Here is a 23,971-nt window from a genome sequence, read left to right as displayed (position 1 = left end):
GCAACGCGGTGCCGCGGTACGAGCCGGTGGAAAAGCGATAGCTGCTTGGGGATGCCCGGGGAGGTGGGCCTAAGCCGCGGCCTCGACCGGATGCGCCACCACTGTAGCACCCTTGAAATCGACGGCCAGCATGTGCGACTGCCACGGTGTGGCGGCGTTCTGCGCGACGACCTCGGCGGCGGCGAGGCGCTGCGCGGGGTCGCCGCAGAGCACCAGGATGGACGGGCCGGCGCCGGAGACGACGGCCGCGAAGCCGTTCGCGCGGAGCACCTGGATGAGGGCATCCGTCTCGGGCATCGCGCTCGCCCGGTAATTCTGGTGGAGCTTGTCCTCCGTGGCCGCGAACAGCAGCTCCGGGCTCTGGATGAGCGCCGCGATGAGCAGCGCCGAGCGCGAGACGTTGAAGATCGCGTCCTCGTGGGGCACCGACTCCGGCTGCAGCGAGCGGGCGAGCGCCGTCGACATCGTGGTCGACTCGGGCACGCACACCAGCAGCGAGACGCCGCGATGCACGGTGAGGCGCTTGTGCTGCGGACCCTGCGGGGTCATCCAGGCGATCGTGAGTCCGCCGAACAGCGCGGGAGCGACGTTGTCGGGGTGGCCCTCGAGCTCGGTCGCGCGGGCGAGGAGCCCGTCGGCGTCGATCTCGACGATGCCCTCCAGGAGCCCCTTGGCCGCCATGATGCCGCCGACGATCGCGGCGCCGGAGGAGCCCATGCCGCGGCCGTGCGGGATCACGTTGTGCGCCACGAGCTCGAGCCCCGGCATCTCGACCCCGTAGTGGTCGAAGGTGTGACGGATCGAGCGGACGATGAGGTTCGACTCGTCGGTCGGGACCTCCCCCTCCCCCACGCCCACGACGCGCACGGTCGCCCCCGGGGCCTCGCGCACGGCGACCTCGAGCTCGTCGTAGACCGAAAGGGCGAGCCCCAGGGTGTCGAAGCCCGGCCCGAGGTTCGCGGTCGTCGCGGGCACCTTCACGTGCACGCGGCGGCCGGCGAGTCGCGGATCGAGCGCCATCAGTGCGCGCCCTTGACGAGGCCGAGGACGTCGGCGACCTCCGCGGTATCGACGGGGACGACGGTCGGGGCGACCTCGCTGCCGTCGGCGCGCTTGAGCGCCCACTGCGGGTCCTTGAGGCCGTGGCCGGTGACCGTCAGCACCACGCGGGCGCCGCGCGGGATGACCCCGGCCTCGGCGCGCTCCAGGAGACCCGCGACCGAGATCGCCGAGGCGGGCTCGACGAAGACGCCGACCTCCTGCGACAGGAGGCGGTGCGCCTCGAGGATGCCGGCGTCGTCGATCGCGCCGAAGTAGCCGTCGCTGTCGGCGTGCGCCGCGAGGGCGAGCTCCCACGACGCGGGGTTGCCGATGCGGATGGCGCTCGCGATCGTCTCGGGCCTCCGGACGACCTCGCCCGTGACGAGCGGGGCCGAGCCGGCGGCCTGGAAGCCGAACATGCGCGGCAGCGTCGTCGCGACGCCGCGCGCGAGCTCCTCGCGGTAGCCGCGGTGGTACGCGGTGTAGTTGCCGGCGTTGCCGACGGGCAGGATGTGGAAGTCGGGAGCGTCGCCGAGCACCTCGACGACCTCGTACGCCGCCGTCTTCTGACCCTCGATGCGGTCGGGGTTGACCGAGTTCACCAGGTGCACGGGGTAGTTCGCGGCGAGCTCGCGCGCGATGTCGAGGCAGTCGTCGAAGTTGCCCTGGATCTGGATGATCTCGGCCTTGTGCGCGACGGCCTGGCTGAGCTTGCCCATCGCGATCTTGCCCTCGGGCACGAGCACGGCGGCGGTGATGCCCGCGTGCGTCGCGTAGGCCGCCGCGGAGGCGGACGTGTTGCCGGTCGAGGCGCAGATGACGGCCTTCGCGCCGTGCTCGACGGCCTTCGAGATCGCCATCGTCATGCCGCGGTCCTTGAACGACCCCGTGGGGTTCATGCCCTCGAACTTGACCCACACCTCGGCGCCCGTGCGCTCGGAGAGGTAGCGGGCGGGGATGAGCGGCGTGCCGCCCTCGCCGAGCGTGACGACCGGGGTCGCGTCGCTGATGTCCAGTCGGTCGGCGTACTCGCGCAGAACGCCGCGCCACTGCTTCGCCATCTACAGTCCTTCTACTCGCAGCACGCCGGTCACGCTGTGGACGACCGTGCTGGTGGTCAGTGCCGCGACCGTTGCGGCGAGATCGGCCTCCGAGGCCTCGTGGGTGCCGATCACCAGAGTAGCGGCGGGAGCGGTCGCTCCCTCGCCCTCGCGGATCGACACGACGGACTGTTCGACCGTCTCGACGGAGACCCCGTGCTCGCTGAAGAGGGTCGCGATCATCGCGAGCACGCCGGGCTGGTCCGCCACCTGGAGGGTGATCTGGTAGCGGGTGGTGACGGCGCTGATGGGCAGCACCGGGAGATTTGCGTGCGTCGACTCCGCGACGCCGGGGCCGCCGACGACGTGGCGGCGCGCCGCCGAGACGACGTCGCCGAGCACGGCCGAGGCGGTCTGGATGCCGCCCGCGCCCGCGCCGTAGAACATGAGGGGGCCGGCGGCCTCAGCCTCGACGAAGACGGCGTTGTTGGCGCCGTGGACCGCCGCGAGCGGGTGATCCTCGGGGACGAGCGCCGGGTAGACGCGGGCCGAGACGCCCTCGGCGAGGGTCTCGGGGTCGACGATCTTCTCGCAGATCGCGAGCAGCTTGACGACGTAGCCGGCCTTCCGGGCGGCGCGCACGTCGTCGAGCGTCACCTCGGTGATGCCCTCGCGGTAGACCGCGTCGGCGGGCACGAGCGTGTGGAAGGCGAGGCTGGCGAGGATGCCCGCCTTCTGCGCCGCGTCGTAGCCGCCGACGTCGGCGGTCGGGTCGGCCTCCGCGTAACCGAGCTCGGTCGCCGTGGCGAGCGCCTGCTCCATGGTCTCGCCGTGCCGGTCCATGCGGTCGAGGATGAAGTTCGTCGTGCCGTTGACGATTCCGAGGATGCGCGTGACGCGGTCGCCCGCGAGCGAATCGCGCAGCGGGCGGATGATCGGGATCGCCCCGCCGACGGCGGCCTCGTAGTAGAGCTGCGCGCCGACCTGCTCGGCCGCCTCGAACAGCTCGGGGCCGTGGGTGGCGAGGAGCGCCTTGTTGGCGGTGATGACGTCGGCGCCCGAGTTCAGGGCCTGGAGGATGAGCGTGCGCGCCGGCTCCAGCCCGCCCATGAGCTCGACGACGATGTCGGCGCCGAGGATCAGGGACTCGGCGTCGGCGGTGAGCAGCTCGCGCGGGATGTCGGTCGTGCGCGGAGCATCCACATCGCGCACCGCGACGCCGACGAGCTCGATGCCGGCGCCCACGCGCGCGGCGAGCTCGTCGGCGTGGGTCAGCAGCTGGTCGGCCACCTGGGCGCCGACGCTGCCGGCTCCCAGCAGGGCGATGCGGAGGTTGCGGTACTCGATCACGGGCGGGTGATCCTCTCGGGTCGGGCAGCGGGGTCGTGGGGAGCGGCGGGCTCGGAGATGCCGACGTCGCGACGCAGCAGATCGGCCTCGGTCTCGCCGCGCACGATCACGCGGGCGGCGCTGTCGCGGACGGCGACCACGGCGGGGCGGGCGAGGTAGTTGTAGTTGCTGGCGAGCGAGAAGCAGTAGGCGCCCGTCGCGGGGACGGCGACGAGATCGCCCGGGGCGACGTCTCCGGGCAGGTAGTCGGCCTGGACGACGATGTCGCCGCTCTCGCAGTGCTTGCCGGCGACGCGGACGAGCGCGGGCTCGGCGCTCGAGGAGCGCCCGGCGAGGCGGACGCCGTAGTCGGCGCCGTACAGCGCGGGGCGGGCGTTGTCGCTCATGCCGCCATCGACGCTGACGTAGCGGCGCACGGCGCTCCCGCCGTCGTCCGTCGTCACGACGACGTCCTTCGTCGTGCCGACCTCGTACAGGGTCACGCCCGCGGGGCCGATGATCGTGCGGCCCGGCTCGACGGCGATGCGCGGCACCGGGATGCCCAGCTCGGCGCACACGGACCCGATCGCCTCGGCGAGATGGGTCGCGATGCTCTCGATCGCGGGCGCCTCGTCGGAGTCGAGGTAGGCGATGCCGAAGCCGCCGCCGAGGTTGAGCTCGGGCACGTCGCCGCCCGCGAGCAGCTCGGCGTGGACGGCGAGCAGGCGGCGCGCGGCCTCCAGGAAGCCGTCGACGACGAAGATCTGCGAGCCGATGTGAGAGTGCAGGCCCAGGAGCCGCAGGTGCGGGGCGTGCGCGCGGATGCGGGCGACCGCGTCGGCCGCATCCGCGAGCGGGATGCCGAACTTCTGATCCTCGCGCGCCGTCGCGAGGTACTCGTGGGTGTGGGCGTGGACGCCCGAGTTGATGCGCACGCGCACCGACTGGGTGCGGCCGTGCCGCACGGCGGCCTCGGCGACGCGCTCGATCTCGACGAGCGAGTCGACGACGATCGCCCCGACGCCGACGCCGACCGCGCGGTCGATCTCGGCGAGCGACTTGTTGTTGCCGTGGAGGCCCAGGCGGGCGGGGTCCGCTCCCGCCGCGAGCGCGACGGCGAGCTCACCGCCGCTCGCGACGTCGATGTTGAGGCCCGCGTCGAGCATCCAGCGGACGACCTCTGTGCACAGGAAGGCCTTGCCGGCGTAGTAGACGACGGCGTCGGCGTCGAGGCTCGCGAAGGCGGTGCGGAAGGCGTCGAGCGTGCGGGCGGCGCGCGAGCGGGCATCCGCCTCATCGACCACGTACAGGGGGGTGCCGAACTCCGCGGCGAGCGCCGGGGCCGGAACGCCGCCGATCAGGAGGGAGCCGTCGGCGCCGCGCTCGGCCGAGGACGGCCAGACGTGCGCGGGCAGCGCGTTCGCGTCGTCGGGGTGGCGGAGCCACGCCGGAGCGAGCGGGTTGACGGACACGGAACGCACCTCACGGGGATCTGCACGGAAGTCTCTGCACGGGAGTGAGGCGAGCGAACCCGGATTGGTCCCTGAAGCCAGGGGAATTCTACCGTGCGCCGACAGGGGCCTTTCGCCCCTGGGCCGGGTCGCGGATGCGGAGCACACTGGGCGGGCGACGAGACGGCGCCGTCTCGCGAGAAGGGATGCGGAGATGGCCCACGACGAGCACCCGACGCTGCGGTTCCTCGGCGGGACGGGAACGGTGACGGGGTCCCGGTTCCTGCTCGAGTCGAACGGCGCGCGCATTCTCATCGACTGCGGCCTGTTCCAGGGGTACAAGCAGCTGCGGCTGCGCAACCGGGCGCCGTTCCCCGTGCCGCCGTCGTCGATCGACGCGGTCGTGGTGACGCACGCGCACCTCGACCACTCCGGCTACCTGCCGGCGCTCGTGCGCGACGGGTTCAGCGGGCCGATCATCTGCTCGTCGGGCACCGCGTCGCTCGTCGGGCTCCTGTGGCCCGACTCGGCCCACCTGCTGGAGGAGGAGGCGCGCTTCGCGGCGAGGAAGGGGTACTCCAAGCACGACTCCCCCGCCCCGCTCTACACGACCGTCGACGCCGAGCGGGCGCTCGAGAGCGTCAGCGCGCGGCGGTTCGGCGAGACGATCACCCTCCCCGGGCGCGTGGAGGCGGAGCTGCATCACGCCGGGCACATCCTCGGCGCCGCGCACGTCCGCTTCCGGGCGAGCGGACGCGAGCTGCACGTGAGCGGAGACCTCGGCCGTGCCGACGACGCACTCATGATCGCGCCCGAGCCGCTCTCCGCCCTGTCACCCGCGCACGCGCTGCTCGTCGAGTCGACGTACGGCGACCGCGCGCATCCGGTCACCGACCCGGCGGAGGAGCTCGCTCCCGTGCTCGAACGCGTGCTCGGGCGGGGCGGCGTCGTGATGATCCCGGCGTTCGCGGTCGGGCGCGCGCAGGCCCTTCTGCTGCACCTGTCGAGACTGCGGCGCGCGGGCAGGATCCCGAACGCGCCGATCTACCTCAACAGCCCCATGGCGGTGGATGCGACGGCCCTCTACCGCGCGCACCCGGACGAGCACCGCGTGACCGGCGACGACTTCGCCGACCTGTACGACCTCGCGACGATGGTCCGCACGGTGGACGACTCGAAGCTGCTGAACCTGCGCGGCGGGCCGATGATCATCGTCGCCGCGAGCGGGATGCTCACCGGCGGGCGGATTCTTCATCACCTCGCCGCATACGGCGGGGACGCGCGCAACGCGATCGTGCTCACGGGGTACCAGGCGGGCGGGACGCGCGGGGCCGCTCTCGCCGGGGGCGCGGAGTCGCTGCGGATCTTCGGCCGCGAGATTCGGATCGCGGCCGAGGTCGTGCAGCTGCAGAGCATGTCGGCGCACGCCGACGCGGAGCAGATCCTCGATTGGATGCGCGACGCGAGCGTCGAGCACGCCTACGTGGTGCATGGCGAGCCGGACGCCGCCGACGTGCTGCGCGGGCGCATCGAGCGCGAGCTCCGCGTGCGCGCGCGAGTGCCCGAGCAGGGCGAGCAGGTGGAGATCTAGCGGGTCAGCACGTGCCGCGCTGAGAGAGCGCCGGCCCGTCGAGCGCGACGTCGTCGGCGCCGAGCGCGATCACGAGAGCGTCCTCCTCGACGTCGACCTTCTCCAGGAGGAGACCGCTCGGCAGGTGCTCGGCGACGCACACCGACTGCGCCGAGAGCAGGCCGTCGCCGAGCCCGCCGAACTGCTCGGCGAAGCGCTGCAGGTCGATCTCCTCCTCGCCGAGGACGAGCGAGGCGGGGGTGAAGGTCAGGGCGCCGTCCGCCGCCTCCGGCAGGAGCCCCACGCCGACCTCGAGAGGGATCCCCAGCAGGTCGAGAGTCGAGCGGAAGCGGATCTGGCCGCCCTCGAGCGCCACCTCTTCGATCGACGCACCCGAGAGAGCGCCCGCGATCGCGGCGATGTCGCCCTCCTGGACGACGAAGCGGGCATCGACGCGCTCGGTCGGCCGCGTGCTGTCGACGGGGATGCCCGTGGCCGACATGGTCAGAGTGCCGGTCAGGTCGCCGGCCGAGATCTCGCCGGCGTCGACGTCGACGCGCTCGAATCGCCCCGACGCGAGCTGAAGGAGCACCGATCGGCCCGCGATGTCGACTGCGACAGGATGCTCGGGGTCGAGCTCGAGGGCGGTGCGCACCCGATCGGCGACCTCGTCGCGGATGACTCCCCGGACGGCGCCGTCGGCGACGATCGCGGCGAGCGCGAGCACGCCGAGGAGGGCGGCCGTCACGCCGACGATGATGACCGCTCGGCGACCGCCGCGACGGCGGCTCGCGACGGGCCGGTCGGCGGGAGCGGAGGCGCTCATCGGCTACATCCGCTCCGGAGCGGAGACGCCCAGGAGGCCCAGGCCGTTGCGGAGCACCTGACCGGTCGCGTCGGCGAGCACGCGGCGGGAGTGGTGGACCGGCTCGACCGGGTCGTCGCCGACCGGTGTCACGCGGCAGGCGTCGTACCAGCGGTGGAAGGACGCCGCGAGCTCCTCGAGGTAGCGCGCGACGCGGTGCGGCTCGCGCAGGCTCGCCGCCTGGGCGACGATGCGCGGGAACTCGGCGAGGGCGCCGAGCAGGATGCTCTCCGTCTCCTCGGTCAGCAGCTCGGCCGAGAAGCGGGAGCCGTCCACCCCGGCCGCGTCCGCGTTGCGCGCGACCTGGTGCGTGCGGGCGTGGGCGTACTGGACGTAGAAGACCGGGTTGTCGTTGGTGCGCTTCTGCAGCAGCTCCGGGTCGAGAGTCAGCGGCGAGTCGGCCGGGTACCGGGCGAGCGAGTAGCGCAGGGCATCCGTGCCGAGCCATTCGCGCAGGTCGTTCAGCTCGATGATGTTGCCCGCGCGCTTGCTGAGCCGCGCCCCGTTGATGCTGACGAGCTGCCCGATGAGGACCTCGATGTCGGTCTCGGGGTCGTCGCCGGCGGCACCCGCGAGCGCCTTCAGACGATGCACGTAGCCGTGGTGGTCCGCGCCGAGCAGGTAGATCGTGCGCCCGAAGCCCCGGTCCTTCTTGGAGAGGTAGTAGGCGGCGTCGGCGGCGAAGTAGGTGTGGACGCCGTTGCCGCGCCGGATCACGCGGTCCTTGTCGTCGCCGAAGTCGGTCGTGCGCACCCAGATCGCGTCCTCCTCGTCGAAGACGTGCCCCTGAGCGCGAAGGCGGTCGACCGCCTCATCGATCGCGCTGCGCGTCCCGTCGGTCGCGGAGTGCAGCGTGCGCTCGCTGAACCAGACGTCGAAGCGGACGTTGAAGCGCTCGAGCGACTCGCGGATCTCGGCGAGCTGCCAGCCGTAGGCGAGCTCCCGGGCGACCGCGACGGCGTCCGCGCGCGGGAGGTGGGCGAGGTCGGGCCGTTCAGCGAGAGCGCGCGCGCCGAGGTCGGCGATGTACTGGCCCGGGTAGGCGTTCTCCGGAGCCGGGTCGCCGAGCGCGGCCGCGAGGACCGACTCCCCGAAGGTGTCCATCTGCGCGCCGGCGTCGTTGATGTAGAACTCGCTCGTGACCGCCGCACCGGCGGCCTTCAGCACGCGCGCGAGCGAGTCGCCGAGCGCCGCCCACCGGGTGTGCCCGATGTGCAGGGGCCCCGTGGGGTTCGCGGAGACGAATTCGAGGTTGATCGACTGGCCCGCGAGAGCGTCGTTGCCCCCGTAGCCCTCGCCCGCGGCGACGATCGCCGCGGCGAGCGCCCCGGCCGCGCCGGCCTCGAGCCGGATGTTGAGGAACCCGGGACCGGCGATCTCCACGCTCGCGACGCCCTCGATCGCGCCGAACGCGGTCGCGAGCTCCTCCGCGAGCGCGCGCGGCGCGAGCCCGATGCGCTTCGCGAGCTTGAGCGCGACGCTCGTCGCCCAGTCGCCGTGGTCCCGGTTGCGCGGGCGCTCGAGCGCGATGTCGCCGACCGAGAGCGAGCCGGCCGCCTCCGCGTCGCGTCGCTCGACCGCGGCGGTGACGGCGGCGAGCAGAGACGAGGCGAGGAGGTCGGGATTCACCCTCGAATCCTACCGAGGCGCACCGGGGCGATCAGCCGAGGGCGAGCAGCTCCTCGGGCAGCTCCGGCCCGCATTCGCTCGCCGCGGCCCGCACGCGCACGGAGGTCAGGGCGAGCGCCGAGCCGTCGCTGGCGAGGTACGCGGTGTCCGCGGCATCCCGCCCCGTCGCGATGCGGAGCATCGTCCGCCGCGGCGCGAGACCGGTCGCGTCCACGAGAAGCCACTCCTCGCCCACCGCGACCTCGACGACGGCGTGGAAGTCCATCGGCTCGAGCCCAGGAGCGTAGACCGAGACGACGCGCGCCGGCAGATCGGTCGCCCGCAGGATGCCGGCGACGACGTGCGCGAAGTCCCGGCAGACACCCTGCCCCGCCTCGAGCGGCTCCGCGATGCCGTCGGTGAGGCGTGTGGACGCCCACGAGTACTCGAGGGCGCCGCCGACCGCGTCGCGCACCGCGCCGATGCGCTCGAGCGGCGGCAGCGTCGCGAAGGCTCGCACCACCTCCCCGTGGATGAGGGCGGGGACGATGTCGCTCTGCACGTAGCGGCTCGGGCGCACATCGAGGATCCGGTCCAGCGGCGAGACCGCCGCCGGCCGCGCTCGGCCGCGCACCGTCGCCTCGTACTCGATCCGCAGTCGCCCCGCGGGCGCGTCGACCGTGTGCCAGCGAGTGCCCGCCGGCCCGGGATGCTCGGCCGCCGCGAGCGATCGGCCGTCGACCGCGACGCGGAGGCGCTCCGATCGCGACAGGCCCTCCGCGTCGGCGACGGCGATCGCGAGCACGAGCGCGGTCGGCTCGCCGAGGACCCCGTCGAGCGCGCACCCGACCTCCCGGACGAGCTGAGTGCGGACCGAGGCCGGCGTCATGGCCACATGCTGGCACGGCGCCACGGCCCCGGGGAACCCGCTAGGCTGACTCTCGCCTCCGTAGCTCAGGGGATAGAGCATCAGTTTCCGGTACTGAGGGCCGCAGGTTCGAATCCTGTCGGGGGCGCTGCGTTCACTCCTGGCTGCGCCGCCGCTCCTGCGGCGCAGCGCGCTGTTCATTCCTGGCTGCGCCGCCGCTCCTGCGGCGCAGCGCGCTGTTCATTCCTGGCCGCGTCGCCGCCCCTGCGGCGCAGCGCGCTCCGCGCGGCTAGCGGCCGCGGTTGGCCCGACGCACCTCTTTGGGCGCGCGGCCGCCGAGGAACGACCGGGCCGAGTCGACCACGAAGCCGTGGCGCAGCGCCTGACGACCGATGAGCATCCGGAACCCCATCGTGTCGCGATTGCTCAGCGTGACCTCCGTCGTGACGGGGCGCCCCATGATGGCGACGTCCATGAGGACGACGAGGCGCTCCTCGACATGGCCCGACGAGCTGCGCACGCTGCGGCGGTCGTGCACGGGGCACTCGACGAGCACGGCGTCCGCCGCCGACTCCTGCCAGGGGTGGATCCGGAAGCGCACGCGCTCGTCCTCGCCCTCCCCGACGAGCTCGACGTCGAACGCGTGCACCGAGGAGGTGCGGGCGCCGGTGTCGAGCTTGGCCTTGATCCAGGGGATGCCGGCGCTGGGCAGAGCGATCCACTCTCGCCATCCGGCGATGGTGATTGAATGGGCGGACTCCGTCACACCCTCATCTTGTCAGGGGCGCCCCATGAAAATCGCCATCCTCTCGCGTGCCCCGCACTCGTACTCCACCCAGCGCCTCCGCGCCGCCGCCGAGCAGCGCGGTCACCGCGTCAAGGTCCTCAACACGCTGCGCTTCGCCGTCGACCTCACGGGCCCCGAGCCCGACCTGAACTACCGAGGTCGACCGCTGTCGACCTACGACGCGGTGCTGCCGCGCATCGGCAACTCGATCACCTACTTCGGCACCGCCGTCGTGCGTCAGTTCGAGCAGATGGACGTCTTCACCCCCAACACCGCCAACGGCATCAGCAACGCCCGCGACAAGCTGCGGGCCACCCAGATCCTCAGCCGCCACGGCATCGGGATGCCCGCGACGGCCTTCGTGCGCAACCGCGCCGACGTGCGCCCCGCCATCGAGCGCGTGGGCGGTGCCCCCGTCGTCATCAAGCTCCTCGAGGGCACGCAGGGCATCGGGGTGATCCTCGCTCCCCAGGCCAAGGTCGCCGAGGCGATCATCGAGACGCTGCACTCGACGAACCAGAACGTGCTCATCCAGCAGTTCATCGCCGAGAGCCGCGGCCGCGACATCCGCGCCCTCGTGGTCGGCGACCGCGTCGTCGCGGCCATGCGCCGCACGGCGGAGGGCGACGAGTTCCGCTCCAACGTGCACCGCGGCGGCTCGGTCGAGGCGGTGTCGCTGACGCCCGAGTACGAGCGCGCGGCGGTGCGCTCGGCGCAGATCATGGGCCTGCGCGTCGCGGGCGTCGACATGCTCGAGGGCAACGACGGGCCGCTCGTCATGGAAGTCAACTCCTCCCCCGGGCTGCAGGGCATCGAGTCGGCGACCAAGCTCGACGTCGCGGGCGCGATCATCGACTACATCGCCCACGAGGTCGCCTTCCCCGACATCGACGTGCGCCAGCGCCTCTCGGTGTCGACGGGCTACGGCGTGGCCGAGCTCGTCGTCCACGCCGGCGCGGACATCGTCGGCAAGACCCTCGGCGAGTCGGGCATCCTCGACCGCGACATCACGGTGCTCACCCTGAACCGCGGCACGACCGTCATCCCGAATCCTCGCGCTCGGCAGGAGCTGCTCGCCGAGGACCGGCTGCTGTGCTTCGGCAAGATGGACGAGATGCGCTCGATGACGCCTCGGCGCCGGCGCCGGGCATCCGTGCGTCGACTGCCCAAGGGCGCGACGAGCGGCGCGCAGGGCACGTCCGCCGACTCCTGACGCGTCGCGCGGACGACCCGTCGACCGCGCCTCGCCCGGCGGGCCCGATCGGCCGGGCCTGATCGGCGGGGCCCGGTCGACCGGCCTCAGTCGTCGACGCGCTCGGCGTGCGCCTCGAGGAAGCGGTAGAGCTCCTGGTCGTCGACGCCGGGGAAGGTCCCGCTCGGCAGCGGCGACAGGATGTGCGCGTGCAGCTTGGCGCTCGTCCACGCCTTGCCCCGCCAGCGGCTCGCGAGATCGCCCGAGGGGCGGCGGCAGCATGCGGGGTCGGGGCAGGTCGAGACGCGGCGGTTGGTGGTCTCGCGACCGCGGAACCACTTCGACTGCGCGAAGGGCACGCCGACGGTGATCGAGAACTCGTCGCTCGCGCTCGTGCCGGTCTGCGTCGACTCCCAGAAGGTGCCCTCCGGCGTGTCGGTGTACTGGTAGAACTCCGTCGTCCTGTTGGTGCGCGTGAAGGCGACGCGCGCGCTCCAGTTCCGGCACACGAGCTGGCCCTCGACCGAGCCGGTCACGTCGACCGGCAGGCGCAGGCCGTCGTTCTCGTACGCCTTGTACACGGCGCCGTCGTCGCCGACGCGCAGGAAGTGCAGGGTGAGGTCGAGGTGGGAGGTCGCGAGGTTGGTCAGACGCAGGGCCGCGGCCTCGTGCGTGACGCCGAAGGCGTCCCGGAAGTCCTCCACGGCGATGTTCCGATCGCTCTTGGCCTGCGAGAGGAAGGCGACGGACTGCTCGCGCGGCATGAGGCAGGCGGCGGCGAAGTAGTTGATCTCCAGCCGCTGGCGCAGGAACTCGGCGTAGGTGCGCGGCACCTCGTGGTCGAGAAGCCGGTGCGCGATCGCCTGCAGCGCCATCGAGCGCAGGCCGTGGCCCCCGGGGATCGAGGCGGGGGGCAGGTAGATGCGGCCGTTCTCGAGGTCGATGACCGATCGAGCCGAGTGCGGGAGGTCGCCGACGTGGACGAGCTCGAACCCGAGCTTCTTGGCCATGAGGCCGACCTCGCGGTGCGTGAGGGCTCCGGTCGTGTGGCCCGTCTCGCGGACGGTCCGCTCGGCGAGCTCCTCGATGTCGGGAAGGTAGTTGTCGAGCGTCCGCATGCGGTGGCGCAGCTCCGTGTTGGCCCTGCGGGCCTCCTCGGGGGTCGCGATCGTCTGGCTCTCGCGCTCCACGAGCTCGCGGTGCAGGCCGACGAGCGCCTCGAGCACCTCGTCGCTCATCGAGCGCGACGCGCGCACGGCGGGCAGACCCAGCGAGGCGTAGAGGGTCGAGCGCTGGGCGCGCTCGAGCTCGATCTCGAGCGCCGCGCGGTGCGAGGGCGGGGTCTCCTCCAGCAGATCGGCGAGCGCCACCCCGAGCGCCTCGGCGATGGCCGTCAGCAGCGTGATGCGCGGCTCGCGGCGGCCGTTCTCCATGAGCGAGAGCTGACTGCCGGCGACGCCGACCCGCTCGCCGAGCTGATCGAGGGTGAGCCCGGCGGCCGACCGGAAATGACGGATGCGCTGGCCGAGGGTGACGAGGTCGCTCATGCCTTGACAATACCGAAAGATCGCCTTTTCTTACATCCTTGACGGCGCGTAACCCCGCCTTCTGGCGGGACATCATGGTCGTAACAGGGAATTCTTCCCAGGACGGAGAGACGATCATGACGCTGCTCGACCACCCGCGCGCCGATTCCCCCCTCGAGGACGCTCCCGCATCCGCTCCCGATGCGCCGACGGTGCATCCCGCCGCCGTCATCGACTGGGTCGCCGAGCTCGCCGAGCTGATGCAGCCCGCCGACATCCACTGGTGCGACGGATCGACGCGCGAGCGCCACGAGCTCCTGCAGCTCCTCGTCGCCAACGGAACCCTCGAGCAGCTCAACCCCGAGCTCCGCCCCTACTCCTTCCTCGCCCGCTCCCACGAAGCCGATGTCGCCCGACTGGAGTCGCGCACCTTCATCTGCTCGGCCGAGAAGATCGACGCCGGCCCGACGAACAACTGGGCGGAGCCGACGCGCATGCGCGCCGAGCTGACCGACCTCATGCGCGGGTCGATGCGCGGCCGCACGATGTACGTCATGCCCTTCTCGATGGGCCCCGTAGGCTCGCCGATGGCGAAGCTCGGCGTGCAGGTCACCGACTCGCCGTACGTGGTCGTGAGCACGGGCTCGATGACCCGCATGGGGACCGCCGCCCTGGAGGAGATCGCCGCGGGCGCCGAGTGGGTCCCCGCGATCCACACCGTCGGCGCGCCGCTCGCCCCGGGCGAGAAGGACGTCGCGTGGCCGTGCAACGACACGAAGTACATCGTCCACTTCCCCGAGACCCGCGAGATCTTCTCCTACGGCTCCGCCTACGGCGGCAACGCCATCCTCGCCAAGAAGGCCTTCGCCCTGCGCATCGCCTCCGTCCAGGCGCGCGACGAGGGCTGGCTCGCCGAGCACATGCTGCTCATCAAGGTGACCGCGCCGACCGGCCGGGCGTACCACCTGGCCGCCGCCTTCCCGAGCGCGTGCGGCAAGACCAACCTCGCCATGCTCTCGCCGAGCATCCCCGGCTGGAAGGTCGAGACGATCGGCGACGACATCGCGTGGCTGCGCATCGGCGCCGACGGCCGCCTGCGCGCGATCAACCCGGAGGCGGGCTTCTTCGGCGTCGCCCCCGGCACGAGCGCGAAGACCAACCCGACGGCGATGGACACCCTGTGGGGCAACACCGTCTTCACCAACGTCGCCAGGACCGAGGACGGCGATGTGTGGTGGGAGGGCATGACCTCCACCCCGCCTGCGCACCTCACCGACTGGCGCGGCAACGCCTGGACGCCCGACTCCGGCGTCCCGGCCGCGCACCCCAACTCCCGTTTCACCGTGTCCGCCCGCCAGTGCCCGTCCATCGCGAGCACCTGGGAGGACCCGGAGGGCGTCGTCATCGACGCCATCATCTTCGGCGGCCGCCGAGCGACGAACGTGCCCTTGGTGGTAGAGGCGCGCGATTGGGATCATGGCGTTTTCCTGGGCGCCACGATCGCGTCGGAGCAGACGGCGGCCGCCGAAGGCACTGTGGGCGAGCTGCGTCGCGACCCGTTCGCGATGCTGCCCTTCTGCGGCTACAACATGGGCGACTACTTCGCCCACTGGCTCGACTTCGGTCGTCGCCTGCGCCGCTCCGCCCGCGTGCCGCGCGTGTTCCAGGTCAACTGGTTCCGCAAGGGCGCCGACGGCTCCTTCCTGTGGCCCGGCTTCGGCGACAACGCCCGCGTGCTGCAGTGGATGGTCGAGCGCCTCGACGGCACCGCGGGCGCCGTGGACTCGCCTCTCGGCTCGATCCCGACCGCCGACGGACTCAACCTCGACGGCCTCGACATCGACGAGAGCCGCCTGGGCGAGCTCTTCGCCCAGGACCGCGAGGCTCTGCGCGTCGAGGCCGACGACATCGAGACGTTCTTCGCGACGTTCGGCGACCGGATGCCCGCGGAGCTCGACCGCCAGCTGGAACTGCTGCGCCGCCGCCTGGCCGACTGAGCGCTCTCGACGCGCCGTCGTCGAGCATCGCTAGACTCGCCGGCACCATCGGCGCCGCCGGGCGACCGGGGCGGTGACGGCGAGTCGGAGGGCACCCATGAGCGTGATCGACCGGTCGCGCCGACGATCGAGTCGCGCGGCGCTGGCCGTGGTGGCGATCGCGGGGGCCGCACTGTCGGTCTCGCTCGCGGTGCCGGCCACGGCATCCGAGCCTCTCGACCTCGAGGGGGCGTACGTCCTGGACTCCGCGGGAGCGCTCGGCGCCGACGCCGCTCGCGTCGAGCGCGCGCTCGACGCGCTGTTCGAGGAGACTGGCGCGGGCCTCTTCGTCGTCGTCACCGACCGGTTCGACGGCGCCGCCGACAGCTTCGACTGGGCCGAGAGGTCGGCCGTGATGTCCTCCCTCGGCGATCGCGACACCCTGCTCGCGATCGCGGTCGACGACCGCGCCTACGCCTTCTCGTACGGCCCCGACTGGCCGGTGGACCCGTCGGTCGCCGATCGCGCCGAGGTCGACCGGCTCGTCCCGGCGCTGCGCGACGACCGCTTCGCCGATGCGATCGTCTCCTACGCCGACGCCCTCGTCGACGAGGGGGCCTCCGGCGGATCGACCGGGGGCCAGAGCGGCGGTTCGGGCGGCGGTGGCTCCGGCGGGGATGCCCCCGGCGGCGGGATCCCGATCGTCGCGATCGTCGCGGGGCTGGCCGTCATCGCTCTGCTGGTGTGGATCGTCGTGCGCGCTCGACGCCGCTCCCGCGGCACGGGCGGCGCGGGCGGCGCGCTGCCCGGCGGCGCGCGGCCCGGCGAGCCCGCCGGCCCGCCCGCTCCGAGCCTGGAGCAGCTGGACAGCGCTGTCGCCCGACGCCTCGTCGAGCTCGACGACGCCCTCACCACGAGCGAGCAGGAGCTCGGCTTCGCGGAGGCGCAGTTCGGCGCCGAGACGGTGGCCGGCTTCCGCACGGCGCTCCTCGCCGCCCGCGAGCGCGTCACCGAGTCGTTCCGACTGCGGCGCACCCTCGACGGCGCGGAGCCGCGCGCCGAGGCCGAGCGGCGCGCGTCGCTCGGGCGCATCGGCGCGCTGCTCGACGAGGCCGACGACCTGCTGGAGGAGCAGGAGGAGGCCTTCGACGCCCTGCGCGACGTCGAGCAGTCGCTGCCGGAGGCTCTGGCCGCGCTGCGCGCCGCCGAGGTCGCCCTCGAGGCGCGCGCCGCGACGGCCGCCGCGACCGTCGAGAGGCTGCGGAGCGAGTACGCCCTCGACGCGATCGCCGCTGTCAGCGGGACTCCCGATCAGACCGCGCGCCTGCTCTCGCTCGTGCGCGAGGAGGTGCTGGACGCCGAGGCCAAGTCCTCCACGGGCGCCACCGGCGAGGCCGCCGTCGCCGTCCGGGCCGGTCAGCTCGCCGCCGGGCAGCTGAGCGGCTCCCTCGACGCGGTCGATCGGCTCGCCGACGAGCTCGCGACGGCCAGGAGCCATCTCGCCGCCCAGCGCACCGACCTGCGCGCCGGGCTGCAGGCCGCCGCCGGCCTCCCGAGCGACGCCGCCGTGGGCGCCGCGGCTGCGGCGGCCGAGGAGGCTCTGCGCGTGAGCGAGGGCGGGGAGTCCGATCCCGTCGACGCACTGCAGGCGCTCGTCGTCGCCGACCGGCGGCTCGACGAGCTCCTGGCCACCGCGCGCGAGGCGGGTGAGCGACGGCAGGCCGCGGCGGCCGCGCTCGACCGGAGCCTCGCGGCGGCGCGCAGCCGGATCCTCAGCACCGCCGAGTACGTCGCCGCCCACCGCGGCGGCGTCGGCGCGACCGCGCGATCGACTCTCGCCGAGGCGCAGGCCCAGCTCGACGCGGCCGTCCGCGCACCGGCGGACCAGCCGGAGCAGGCCGTCCAGGCGGCGCAGCGGGCCGCCGAGCTCGCGGCCCAGGCCCTCCGTCAGGCCGAGGCCGACGTCTCCTCCACCATGAGCGGCGGCGCCCCGGTCGGTCTCCCCGGCTTCCCCGGCGGGCTCCTGGGCGGCGGGCGCTCCGGGGGCGGCCTCGGCGAGGCGATCATCGGCGGCCTCATCGGGGGCCTGCTGAGCGGCGGAGGATCGCGGGGCGGGTTCGGCGGGGGCGGGTTGCGCGGCGGATTCGGCGGGGGCTCCCCCACCTTCGGCTCGTCCCGACGCTCCGGAGGCGGCGGCTTCAGCGGCGGATCGCGCTCGAGCGGACGACGCAGCGGCGGCGGACGATTCTGAGCGGCACCCCTTACGGCATCCACCGCCCCGATCGATCGATCACGGGCATCCCCGACAGAAAGGCAGCACGAGAATGACGAAGCAATCGATCTTCGGCCGCATCGCCCAGCTCGCACGGGCGAACATCAACGCCCTCATCGACGCGGCGGAGGACCCGCGGACGATGCTCGACCAGATGGTGCGCGACTACTCCTCGAGCATCCAGGAGGCCGAGGCCGCGATCGCGCAGACGATCGGCAACCTGCGCCTGCTCGAGCAGGACCACGCGGAGGACGTCGCCGCCGCGCAGGACTGGGGGCGCAAGGCCGCGGCCGCGAGCGCGAAAGCGGATGAGCTGCGGGCGAGCGCGAACACGGCCGACGCCGACCGGTTCGACACCCTCGCGAAGGTCGCGCTCGGCCGCCAGCTGGCCGCGGAGAACGAGGCGAAGGGCGTCGAGCCGACGATCGCGGCGCAGACCGAGATCGTCGCGAAGCTCAAGACGGGGCTCGAGCAGATGCGCGGCAAGCTCGACGAGCTCGCCGCCAAGCGGGACGAGCTCGTGGCGCGCTCGACCATCGCCGATGCGCAGTCGCAGGTGCTGGACGCCGTGAAGAGCATCGACATCCTCGACCCGACGAGCGAGCTCGGCCGCTTCGAGGAGAAGGTGCGCCGCGAGGAGGCCCGCGTGATGGGCCAGCAGGAGCTCGCCGTCTCGAGCCTCGACGCCCAGTTCGAGAGCCTGGAGGACGCGAGCGAGTCCGCCGAGATCGAGGCGCGGCTCGCGGCGCTCAAGCTCGGCTCGTCCTCCGGGTCCACTCCGCCCTCGGCGATCGAGGGCTGACGCCGCTGACCGCCTCCTGGCGCCGCGTGATCGAGCGCCCCGTCATCGACCCCCGTCCGCGCTGGGCGGGGGTCGATGCCGCGCGCGGTCTCGCCGTCCTGGGCATGATCGCCGCGCACACCGTTCCCCGCCCGGGCGGGCTCGGCGCCGAGGAGCTCGTCGTCGACGGCCGCCCGTCGCTGCTGTTCGCGCTCGTGGCGGGCGTCTCGCTGGGCCTGATGACCGGGCAGGATGCCCCGCCTCCCGCCGGGGCGCGCTCCGAGCCGCGACTGCGCCTCGTGATCCGGGCGCTCGCGCTCGTGGCCGCGGGGTCGCTCCTGTGGTTGCTGCCGCACGGCATCGCCGTCATCCTCGACTACTACGGCGTGATGTTCCTGCTCATGGTGCCTCTGCTCTTCCTCCCTCGCGCGGCCCTCGCGATCCTCGGCGTCGCGACCCTCGTGCTCGCCCCCGCGCTCCGCGACGCCGTCGTGCGCGCCGGCGCCCCCGCGCAGGAGCCGGCCGCGACCCTCGTCGACTACCTGCTCACGGGCTGGTACCCGGCGCTGCTGTGGGTGCCGGTGCTCGTCGCGGGCCTCCTCGCTGCGCGCTCCGGGCTGGCTCGACCGCGCGTGCGAATCGCGCTCGTGCTGGGCGGCGCGACTGCGAGCCTCGCCGGCTACGGTGCGGGCGCCCTCCTCCCCCGGCTGCCGGCGAGCGCGGGCCTCGACCTCGACGCCGTCACGGCGGAGGCGCACTCCGGCACGGTCGCCGAGCTGCTCGGCTCGGGCGGACTCGCCGCGGTGATCCTCGGGCTGCTGCTGCTCGCCCTCGACCCGGTCGGCCGCGGCGCGGGGGTCGGCGTCCGGCGCGGCCGCAGGATCGTCGTCCTCCGCCGCATTCTCGAGCCGCTCCGCGCGCTCGGCCGCGTCGCGCTCACCGTGTACGTCGGCCACGTGCTCGTGATCGCCGCGCTCTCGCCGCTCGGCGGAGCGGGTCGCTTCGAGGGCCTCGTCGGGTGGGGCATCCTCATCCTGCTCTCCGTCGCGGGCGTGGCCGTCGGCCTCGCGTGCGAGGCTCTCGGGCGGCGCGGCCCGCTCGAGGCGGCGCTCTCGGGTCTTGCGGCCCTCCCCTTCCGACCGGCGCGAGTGCAAGACTGACCGGCATGGCAGCGCACTTCGTGGTGGTCCCCCAGTGGCAGGGCTCGGGCGCCGAGCGAGCGATGCGGCTCGTCGACGGCGCCGAGGCGATCCGCGGCGACCTGCCGGCGAGCGCGACGACGCTCGTCGAGGTGCCGCTCGAGGCCGGCGACGCCGAGCAGACGGGGGTCCACCGCTGGAGCTCGCTGCGCATCGTCCGCGAGCGCCAGACGGCCGCTCTCGCCGCGATCGGCAGCCCGGCGATCACGATCGGCGGCGACTGCGGCGTCGAGCTCGCGGCCGTCGAGCACGTCGCACGCGCCGGCCGCACGGTGCTGGTCTGGGCCGACGCCCACGCCGACCTGAACACGCCGACGAGCTCGCCATCGGGCGCCTTCCACGGCATGGTGCTGCGCTCGATCATCGACCACGGGATCGTCGCTCCGGCCGACGTGCTGCTCGTCGGCACGCGCGATCTCGACCCCGCGGAGGAGCACGCCGTCGAGTCCCTCGGCATCGCCCTCGTCGCGATCGGGGAGGTCGGTGCCGCGGTGGCCGAGCGCGCCGCCGAGGGCGCGACGGAGCTCTACGTCCACGTCGACCTCGACGTCATCGACCCGTCGGAGTTCGCCGGCGTGGGCTTCCCCACGCCGTTCGGCACGACGATCACCGAGCTCGTCGGCGCGATCGGCGCGGCGCGCGCCGCGCTCCCGCTCTCCGGCGCGGGCGTCACCGAGTTCGCCCCCGCGAGCGCCGCGGCCGCGGGCGACGACCTGCCGAGCATCCTGCGCGTGATCTCGGCGCTCACCCGGCCCGAACCCGCCCCGGCGGCCGCCGCGGACGCGCCCTCGGCGGGCTGAGCGCCGCTGTCGACGGGCTCGCCGCGCCCGCGGACCCGGTGACTAGAGTGGCGCGCATGTCCGACTCCTCCGCCTCCCCCGCCGGCGACGGCTCCGCTCCGCGCCGCGTGACCGTCGAGCGCGACGGCCACCTCCTGCTGATCGGCCTCGACCGCGTCGACAAGCGCAACGCCGCCGATCTCGCGATGCTGCAGCAGCTCGCTCTCGCCTACGGCGAGCTCGACCGCGACGAGGAGGCTCGCGCGGGCGTCGTCTTCGCGCACGGCGACCACTTCACGGGCGGCCTCGATCTGGGCGACATCGCCCCGCGCGTCGGCCCCGAGGGCCTCGTCATGGTGCCCGACGGCGGCATCGATCCGTGGGGCGTGCAGGGCCCGCGCGTGCGCAAGCCCGTCGTGCTCGCCGTGCAGGGCACGTGCCTCACGCTCGGCATCGAGCTCGCGCTCGCGAGCGACGTCGTCGTCGCGGCGAGCGACACCTCGTTCTCGCAGCTGGAGGTCGCGCGCGCGATCCTGCCGTTCGGCGGCGCGACGCTGCGATTCCCGGCCGTCGCCGGCTGGAGCAGCGCGATGCGCTGGATGCTCACGGGCGACCGCTTCGACGCCGTCGAGGCCGCGCGCATGGGCATCGTCTCCGAGATCGTCGAGCCCGGCGAGCAGCTCGCGCGGGCGGTCGAGCTCGCGCACCGCATCTCCGTCCAGGCGCCGCTCGCCGTGCAGGCCACCCTCGAGAACGCCCGCCTCGCCGTCGCCGAGGGCCCGGCGGTCGCGGCCGCTCGCCTGCAGGGCGAGCTCGTCCGCCTGATGCAGACAGAGGATGCCGCCATCGGCATGGAGGCCTTCCTCCGTCGCGAGATCCCCCGCTTCGTCGGCCGATAGGAGCCGCACCATGACGCACCCGCCCCGCCCCCTCACCGCCACCGCCGCGACGAGCGCGCCGACGGCGGAGGAGTACGACCTCATCGTCATCGGTGCGGGCGCAGTGGGCGAGAACGTCGCCGACCGCGCCGTGCAGGGCGGCCTGACCGCGGTCGTCATCGAGAGCGAGCTCGTCGGCGGCGAGTGCTCGTACTGGGCGTGCATGCCGTCGAAGGCGCTCGTGCGCTCGGTCTCGGCGCTGCGCGCGGCCCGCGCGGTCGCGGGCGCCCGCGAGGCGGTCAGCGGTCCGCTCGACGTCGCCGCGGTGCTCGCCCGCCGCGACGACGTCGCGAGCCACTGGGACGACTCGGGGCAGGTGCGCTGGCTCGAGAGCGCGGGCATCGACCTCGTGCGCGGCGAGGCCCGGCTCGACGGCGCGAAGCGGGTCGTGGTGACCTCCCCCGACGGGAGCGAGCGGGTCGTGGTCGCGCGCACCGCCGTCGCGGTCTGCACCGGATCCGACGCGGCGATCCCGGGCATCCCGGGCCTCGCCGAGGCGGAGCCGTGGACCTCGCGGGAGGCGACGAGCGCCGAGCGCGTGCCCGAGCGGCTCGCCATCATCGGCGGCGGCGTCGTCGGCTGCGAGATGGCGACCGCGTTCGCCGGACTCGGCGCGCGGGTGACCCTCATCAGCCGCGGCCGCCTGCTGTCGGGTCTGGAGGAGTTCGCGAGCGAGCTGGTCGCCGAGCGGCTCCGCGAGGAGGAGGTCACGGTTCTCACGGGCGCGTCCCCTGCGCGGGTCGACCGCGCCGCCGACGGCACCGTGACGATCGCGCTCGAGGGCGGTGCCGACCCCGTGACCGCCGACGAGGTGCTCGTCGCGACCGGACGCCGCCCCCGCACCGAGCGGCTCGGGCTCGACAGCGTGGGTCTCGAACCCGGCGAGTGGCTGCACGTCGACGACACCCTCCGCGTCGAGGGCCACGACTGGCTCTACGCGGTCGGCGACGTCAACCACCGCGCGCTGCTGACCCACCAGGGCAAGTACCAGGCGCGCGCGGCGGGCGACGTCATCGCCGCCCGCGCGCGCGGCGAGCAGGTCGACGAGGCCGCGTGGGGGCCGTACGTCGCGACGGCCGATCACGACGCCGTCCCCGCGGTCGCCTTCACCTCCCCCGAGGTGGCATCGGTCGGGATGACCGCCGCAGGCGCCGCCGAGCGCGGGCTCGCGACCCGGGTCGCCGACTACGAGCTCGGGCACGTCGCGGGGGCGAGCCTGCACGCCGACGGCTACCGCGGCCGCGCCCGGCTCGTGATCGACGACGAGCGGGACGTCGTGATCGGCTTCACGGTCGTGGGCGACGACGTCGCCGAGCTCCTGCACGCGGCGACGATCGCGATCGTGGGCGAGGTGCCGGTCGCTCGGCTGCAGCACGCGGTGCCCTCCTACCCCACGATGAGCGAGGTCTGGCTGCGGCTGCTCGAGATCGATCGGGCCCAGCGCCGCGGCTGAGCACCGGCATCACCTCCCCGCCGCGACACGCGCACCTGCTAGGAATGGGGCATGACCGACGTCCGGCCCCGCTCCGCGCGCGCCATCGCCGCGCTCGCGAGGGTGCGCTGGCTGCGTCGCGTCGGCCTGCACCCCGTCGTCGCCCTTACCGGCTACGCCCTCGTCTCCGCGATCGCACTGGTCTGGGGCGCCGTGCTCGGGGGGTTCCGCGTGTCGCGGCGCGGCGGGGTCGTCGTGTGCGCGGGGCTGCCCCGCTGGGCGTTCGGCCGCGGCGGCACGACCCTGGGCGCCGTGTACCTCACGCGCGACGCCGTGAGCCCGCGGGTTCTCGAGCATGAGGCCGTGCACCGCGCGCAGTGGCGCCGATACGGGCTCGCGATGATCCCCCTCTATCTCGCGGCGGGGCGCGACCCGCTGCGCAACCGCTTCGAGATCGCGGCGGGCCTGCGATCGGGCGGGTACGTCTGATGCGCACGGTCGTCGTCACGGGGGCGAGCTCCGGCCTCGGCGCTGCCGCGGTCGTCGAGCTCGCGCGCCGCGACTGGCAGGTCGCGGTCGTGGGCCGGGATCCGGAACGGACCGCCGCCGTCGCCGCGCGCGCGGGGGGCATCCCGTTCACCGCCGACTTCGACGAGCTCGACCAGGTGCGCGCGCTCGCGACGGATCTGCTCGCACGGTTCCCCCGCATCGACGCGCTCGTGAACAACGCCGGAGGCATCGTCAGCCGCCGCACCGTGACCGTCGACGGCAACGAGACGACGCTGCAGCGCAACGTGCTCGCCGCGGCCCTGCTCACCGAGATGCTCGCGCCGCGCCTGCGGGCCGGGCGCGAGACGGGCAGGGTCGTCCTCACCTCGAGCGTGCTCAACCGGCTCGGCGGGCTGCGGCTGGACGACCTCGACTTCGCGAGCCGCCGCTACGGGGCGGGCTGGCGGGCCTACGGGGCGAGCAAGCTCGCGACGATCCTCTACGCGAGATCGCTCGCGGCGCGCACCGGGCTCGAGGCCCACCCCTTCCACCCCGGCTACGTCCGCAGCGGCTTCGGGGCCGAGTCGCGCTCGGCGCGGCTGCTGCAGCTTCTGACCGGGTCGATGCAGATCTCGCCCGAGGCGGGCGCCGCGCCGCTCGTGCACCTCGTCGACACGCCCGAGCTCGGGGTGCCGAACGGGACCTACTTCGACGGGCTCGACCCGCTCGGCGCCACGCACCCCAGCGCGGGCGACGCGCGCCTCGCCGACGAGCTGTGGCAGGCCGTCGCGCGCCGCATCGACGTGCCGGCGGCCGTCGAGCGCTGAC

General features: G+C 73.7%; 20 protein-coding genes and 1 tRNA gene. 12 read left to right on the top strand and 9 right to left on the bottom strand.

Going from position 1 to position 23,971, the window contains the following annotated elements; genetic code table 11:
- Window positions 1–69: 69 nt before the first annotated feature.
- From thrB to lysA, 4 genes are read right to left on the bottom strand one after another with little or no spacing between them, the layout of a single operon-like run.
- Complete coding sequence (thrB, locus tag ASG83_RS09325; RefSeq protein ID WP_055860363.1) at window positions 70–1,020, bottom strand: homoserine kinase; 951 nt, start codon at window positions 1,018–1,020, stop codon at window positions 70–72.
- Window positions 1,020–2,102, bottom strand: coding sequence for a threonine synthase (gene thrC / locus ASG83_RS09320; protein WP_055860360.1), 1,083 nt, complete (start codon window positions 2,100–2,102; stop codon window positions 1,020–1,022). Before thrC ends, thrB begins: the two co-directional genes overlap by 1 nt.
- Window positions 2,103–3,431: a homoserine dehydrogenase gene (locus tag ASG83_RS09315; RefSeq protein WP_055860357.1), complete on the bottom strand. Its 1,329-nt coding sequence runs from the start codon at window positions 3,429–3,431 to the stop codon at window positions 2,103–2,105. It lies immediately after the preceding gene.
- On the bottom strand, window positions 3,428–4,882 hold the full coding sequence (gene lysA / locus ASG83_RS09310) for a diaminopimelate decarboxylase (protein ID WP_055860353.1): 1,455 nt from the start codon (window positions 4,880–4,882) through the stop codon (window positions 3,428–3,430). The genes ASG83_RS09315 and lysA overlap by 4 nt, the downstream gene beginning before the upstream one ends.
- 193 nt (window positions 4,883–5,075) lie before the next feature.
- On the opposite strand from lysA, the gene ASG83_RS09305 reads away from it, so the two are divergent.
- Window positions 5,076–6,452, top strand: coding sequence for an MBL fold metallo-hydrolase RNA specificity domain-containing protein (locus tag ASG83_RS09305; RefSeq protein WP_055860351.1), 1,377 nt, complete (start codon window positions 5,076–5,078; stop codon window positions 6,450–6,452).
- 4 nt (window positions 6,453–6,456) lie between these two features.
- On the opposite strand, the gene ASG83_RS09300 is transcribed toward ASG83_RS09305, so the two are convergent.
- Genes ASG83_RS09300 through ASG83_RS09290 form a run of 3 tightly spaced genes read right to left on the bottom strand, consistent with a single transcriptional unit; the run spans window position 6,457 to window position 9,793 of the window.
- A complete protein-coding gene (locus tag ASG83_RS09300; protein WP_055860348.1) occupies window positions 6,457–7,257 on the bottom strand; it encodes a DUF2993 domain-containing protein in 801 nt (266 codons plus the stop codon).
- Between the two features lie 3 nt (window positions 7,258–7,260).
- Window positions 7,261–8,925 (bottom strand): arginine--tRNA ligase, encoded by a 1,665-nt coding sequence (gene argS, locus ASG83_RS09295; RefSeq protein ID WP_055860345.1) that lies wholly within the window; start codon window positions 8,923–8,925, stop codon window positions 7,261–7,263.
- Between the two features lie 31 nt (window positions 8,926–8,956).
- Window positions 8,957–9,793, bottom strand: a complete 837-nt coding sequence (locus tag ASG83_RS09290; RefSeq protein ID WP_055860341.1) for a transglutaminase family protein — start codon at window positions 9,791–9,793, stop codon at window positions 8,957–8,959.
- 54 nt (window positions 9,794–9,847) lie between these two features.
- Here ASG83_RS09290 and ASG83_RS09285 point away from each other — a divergent pair.
- A tRNA-Arg gene (locus ASG83_RS09285) sits at window positions 9,848–9,920 on the top strand.
- 141 nt (window positions 9,921–10,061) lie between these two features.
- Here ASG83_RS09285 and ASG83_RS09280 read toward each other — a convergent pair.
- Window positions 10,062–10,538, bottom strand: a complete 477-nt coding sequence (locus ASG83_RS09280; RefSeq protein ID WP_055860338.1) for a RimK/LysX family protein — start codon at window positions 10,536–10,538, stop codon at window positions 10,062–10,064.
- A gap of 25 nt (window positions 10,539–10,563) precedes the next feature.
- Between ASG83_RS09280 and rimK the strand changes: the two genes are divergently transcribed.
- On the top strand, window positions 10,564–11,772 hold the full coding sequence (rimK, locus tag ASG83_RS09275; protein ID WP_055860335.1) for a 30S ribosomal protein S6--L-glutamate ligase: 1,209 nt from the start codon (window positions 10,564–10,566) through the stop codon (window positions 11,770–11,772).
- Window positions 11,773–11,858: 86 nt separating this feature from the next.
- Here the strand turns inward: rimK and ASG83_RS09270 are convergent, their stop codons facing one another.
- Window positions 11,859–13,298, bottom strand: coding sequence for a helix-turn-helix domain-containing protein (locus ASG83_RS09270; protein WP_055860331.1), 1,440 nt, complete (start codon window positions 13,296–13,298; stop codon window positions 11,859–11,861).
- A gap of 116 nt (window positions 13,299–13,414) precedes the next feature.
- Between ASG83_RS09270 and ASG83_RS09265 the strand changes: the two genes are divergently transcribed.
- The 9 genes from ASG83_RS09265 to ASG83_RS09225 all read left to right on the top strand — a co-directional run bounded on the left by ASG83_RS09265 (window position 13,415) and on the right by ASG83_RS09225 (window position 23,970).
- A complete protein-coding gene (locus tag ASG83_RS09265) occupies window positions 13,415–15,274 on the top strand; it encodes a phosphoenolpyruvate carboxykinase (GTP) (RefSeq protein WP_055860329.1) in 1,860 nt (619 codons plus the stop codon).
- A 97-nt stretch (window positions 15,275–15,371) separates the two neighbouring features.
- On the top strand, window positions 15,372–17,504 hold the full coding sequence (locus ASG83_RS09260) for a TPM domain-containing protein (protein ID WP_055860326.1): 2,133 nt from the start codon (window positions 15,372–15,374) through the stop codon (window positions 17,502–17,504).
- A gap of 73 nt (window positions 17,505–17,577) precedes the next feature.
- Window positions 17,578–18,327: a PspA/IM30 family protein gene (locus ASG83_RS09255; RefSeq protein WP_055860322.1), complete on the top strand. Its 750-nt coding sequence runs from the start codon at window positions 17,578–17,580 to the stop codon at window positions 18,325–18,327.
- Window positions 18,328–18,353: 26 nt separating this feature from the next.
- The gene (locus tag ASG83_RS09250; protein ID WP_055860319.1) at window positions 18,354–19,466 is read left to right on the top strand and encodes a heparan-alpha-glucosaminide N-acetyltransferase domain-containing protein; all 1,113 of its coding nucleotides are present in this window, start codon (window positions 18,354–18,356) and stop codon (window positions 19,464–19,466) included.
- 5 nt (window positions 19,467–19,471) lie between these two features.
- The gene (locus tag ASG83_RS09245; protein ID WP_055860317.1) at window positions 19,472–20,305 is read left to right on the top strand and encodes an arginase family protein; all 834 of its coding nucleotides are present in this window, start codon (window positions 19,472–19,474) and stop codon (window positions 20,303–20,305) included.
- Window positions 20,306–20,361: 56 nt separating this feature from the next.
- Window positions 20,362–21,183 (top strand): crotonase/enoyl-CoA hydratase family protein, encoded by an 822-nt coding sequence (locus ASG83_RS09240; protein WP_055860314.1) that lies wholly within the window; start codon window positions 20,362–20,364, stop codon window positions 21,181–21,183.
- 10 nt (window positions 21,184–21,193) lie between these two features.
- On the top strand, window positions 21,194–22,675 hold the full coding sequence (locus ASG83_RS09235) for an NAD(P)/FAD-dependent oxidoreductase (protein WP_082599190.1): 1,482 nt from the start codon (window positions 21,194–21,196) through the stop codon (window positions 22,673–22,675).
- Window positions 22,676–22,726: 51 nt separating this feature from the next.
- Window positions 22,727–23,143 carry a hypothetical protein gene (locus ASG83_RS09230; protein ID WP_055860311.1) on the top strand — a complete coding sequence of 139 codons (417 nt, stop codon included), beginning with the start codon at window positions 22,727–22,729 and terminating at the stop codon, window positions 23,141–23,143.
- A complete protein-coding gene (locus ASG83_RS09225; RefSeq protein WP_200959281.1) occupies window positions 23,143–23,970 on the top strand; it encodes an SDR family NAD(P)-dependent oxidoreductase in 828 nt (275 codons plus the stop codon). The genes ASG83_RS09230 and ASG83_RS09225 overlap by 1 nt, the downstream gene beginning before the upstream one ends.
- Window position 23,971 lies beyond the last annotated feature (1 nt).

The sequence above is a fragment of the Yonghaparkia sp. Soil809 genome, assembly GCF_001429705.1.
In the GTDB taxonomy this organism is placed as follows: domain Bacteria; phylum Actinomycetota; class Actinomycetes; order Actinomycetales; family Microbacteriaceae; genus Microcella.
The sequence above is the reverse complement of the archived record's forward strand: the minus strand, read 5'-3'. Positions and strand labels throughout refer to the sequence as shown.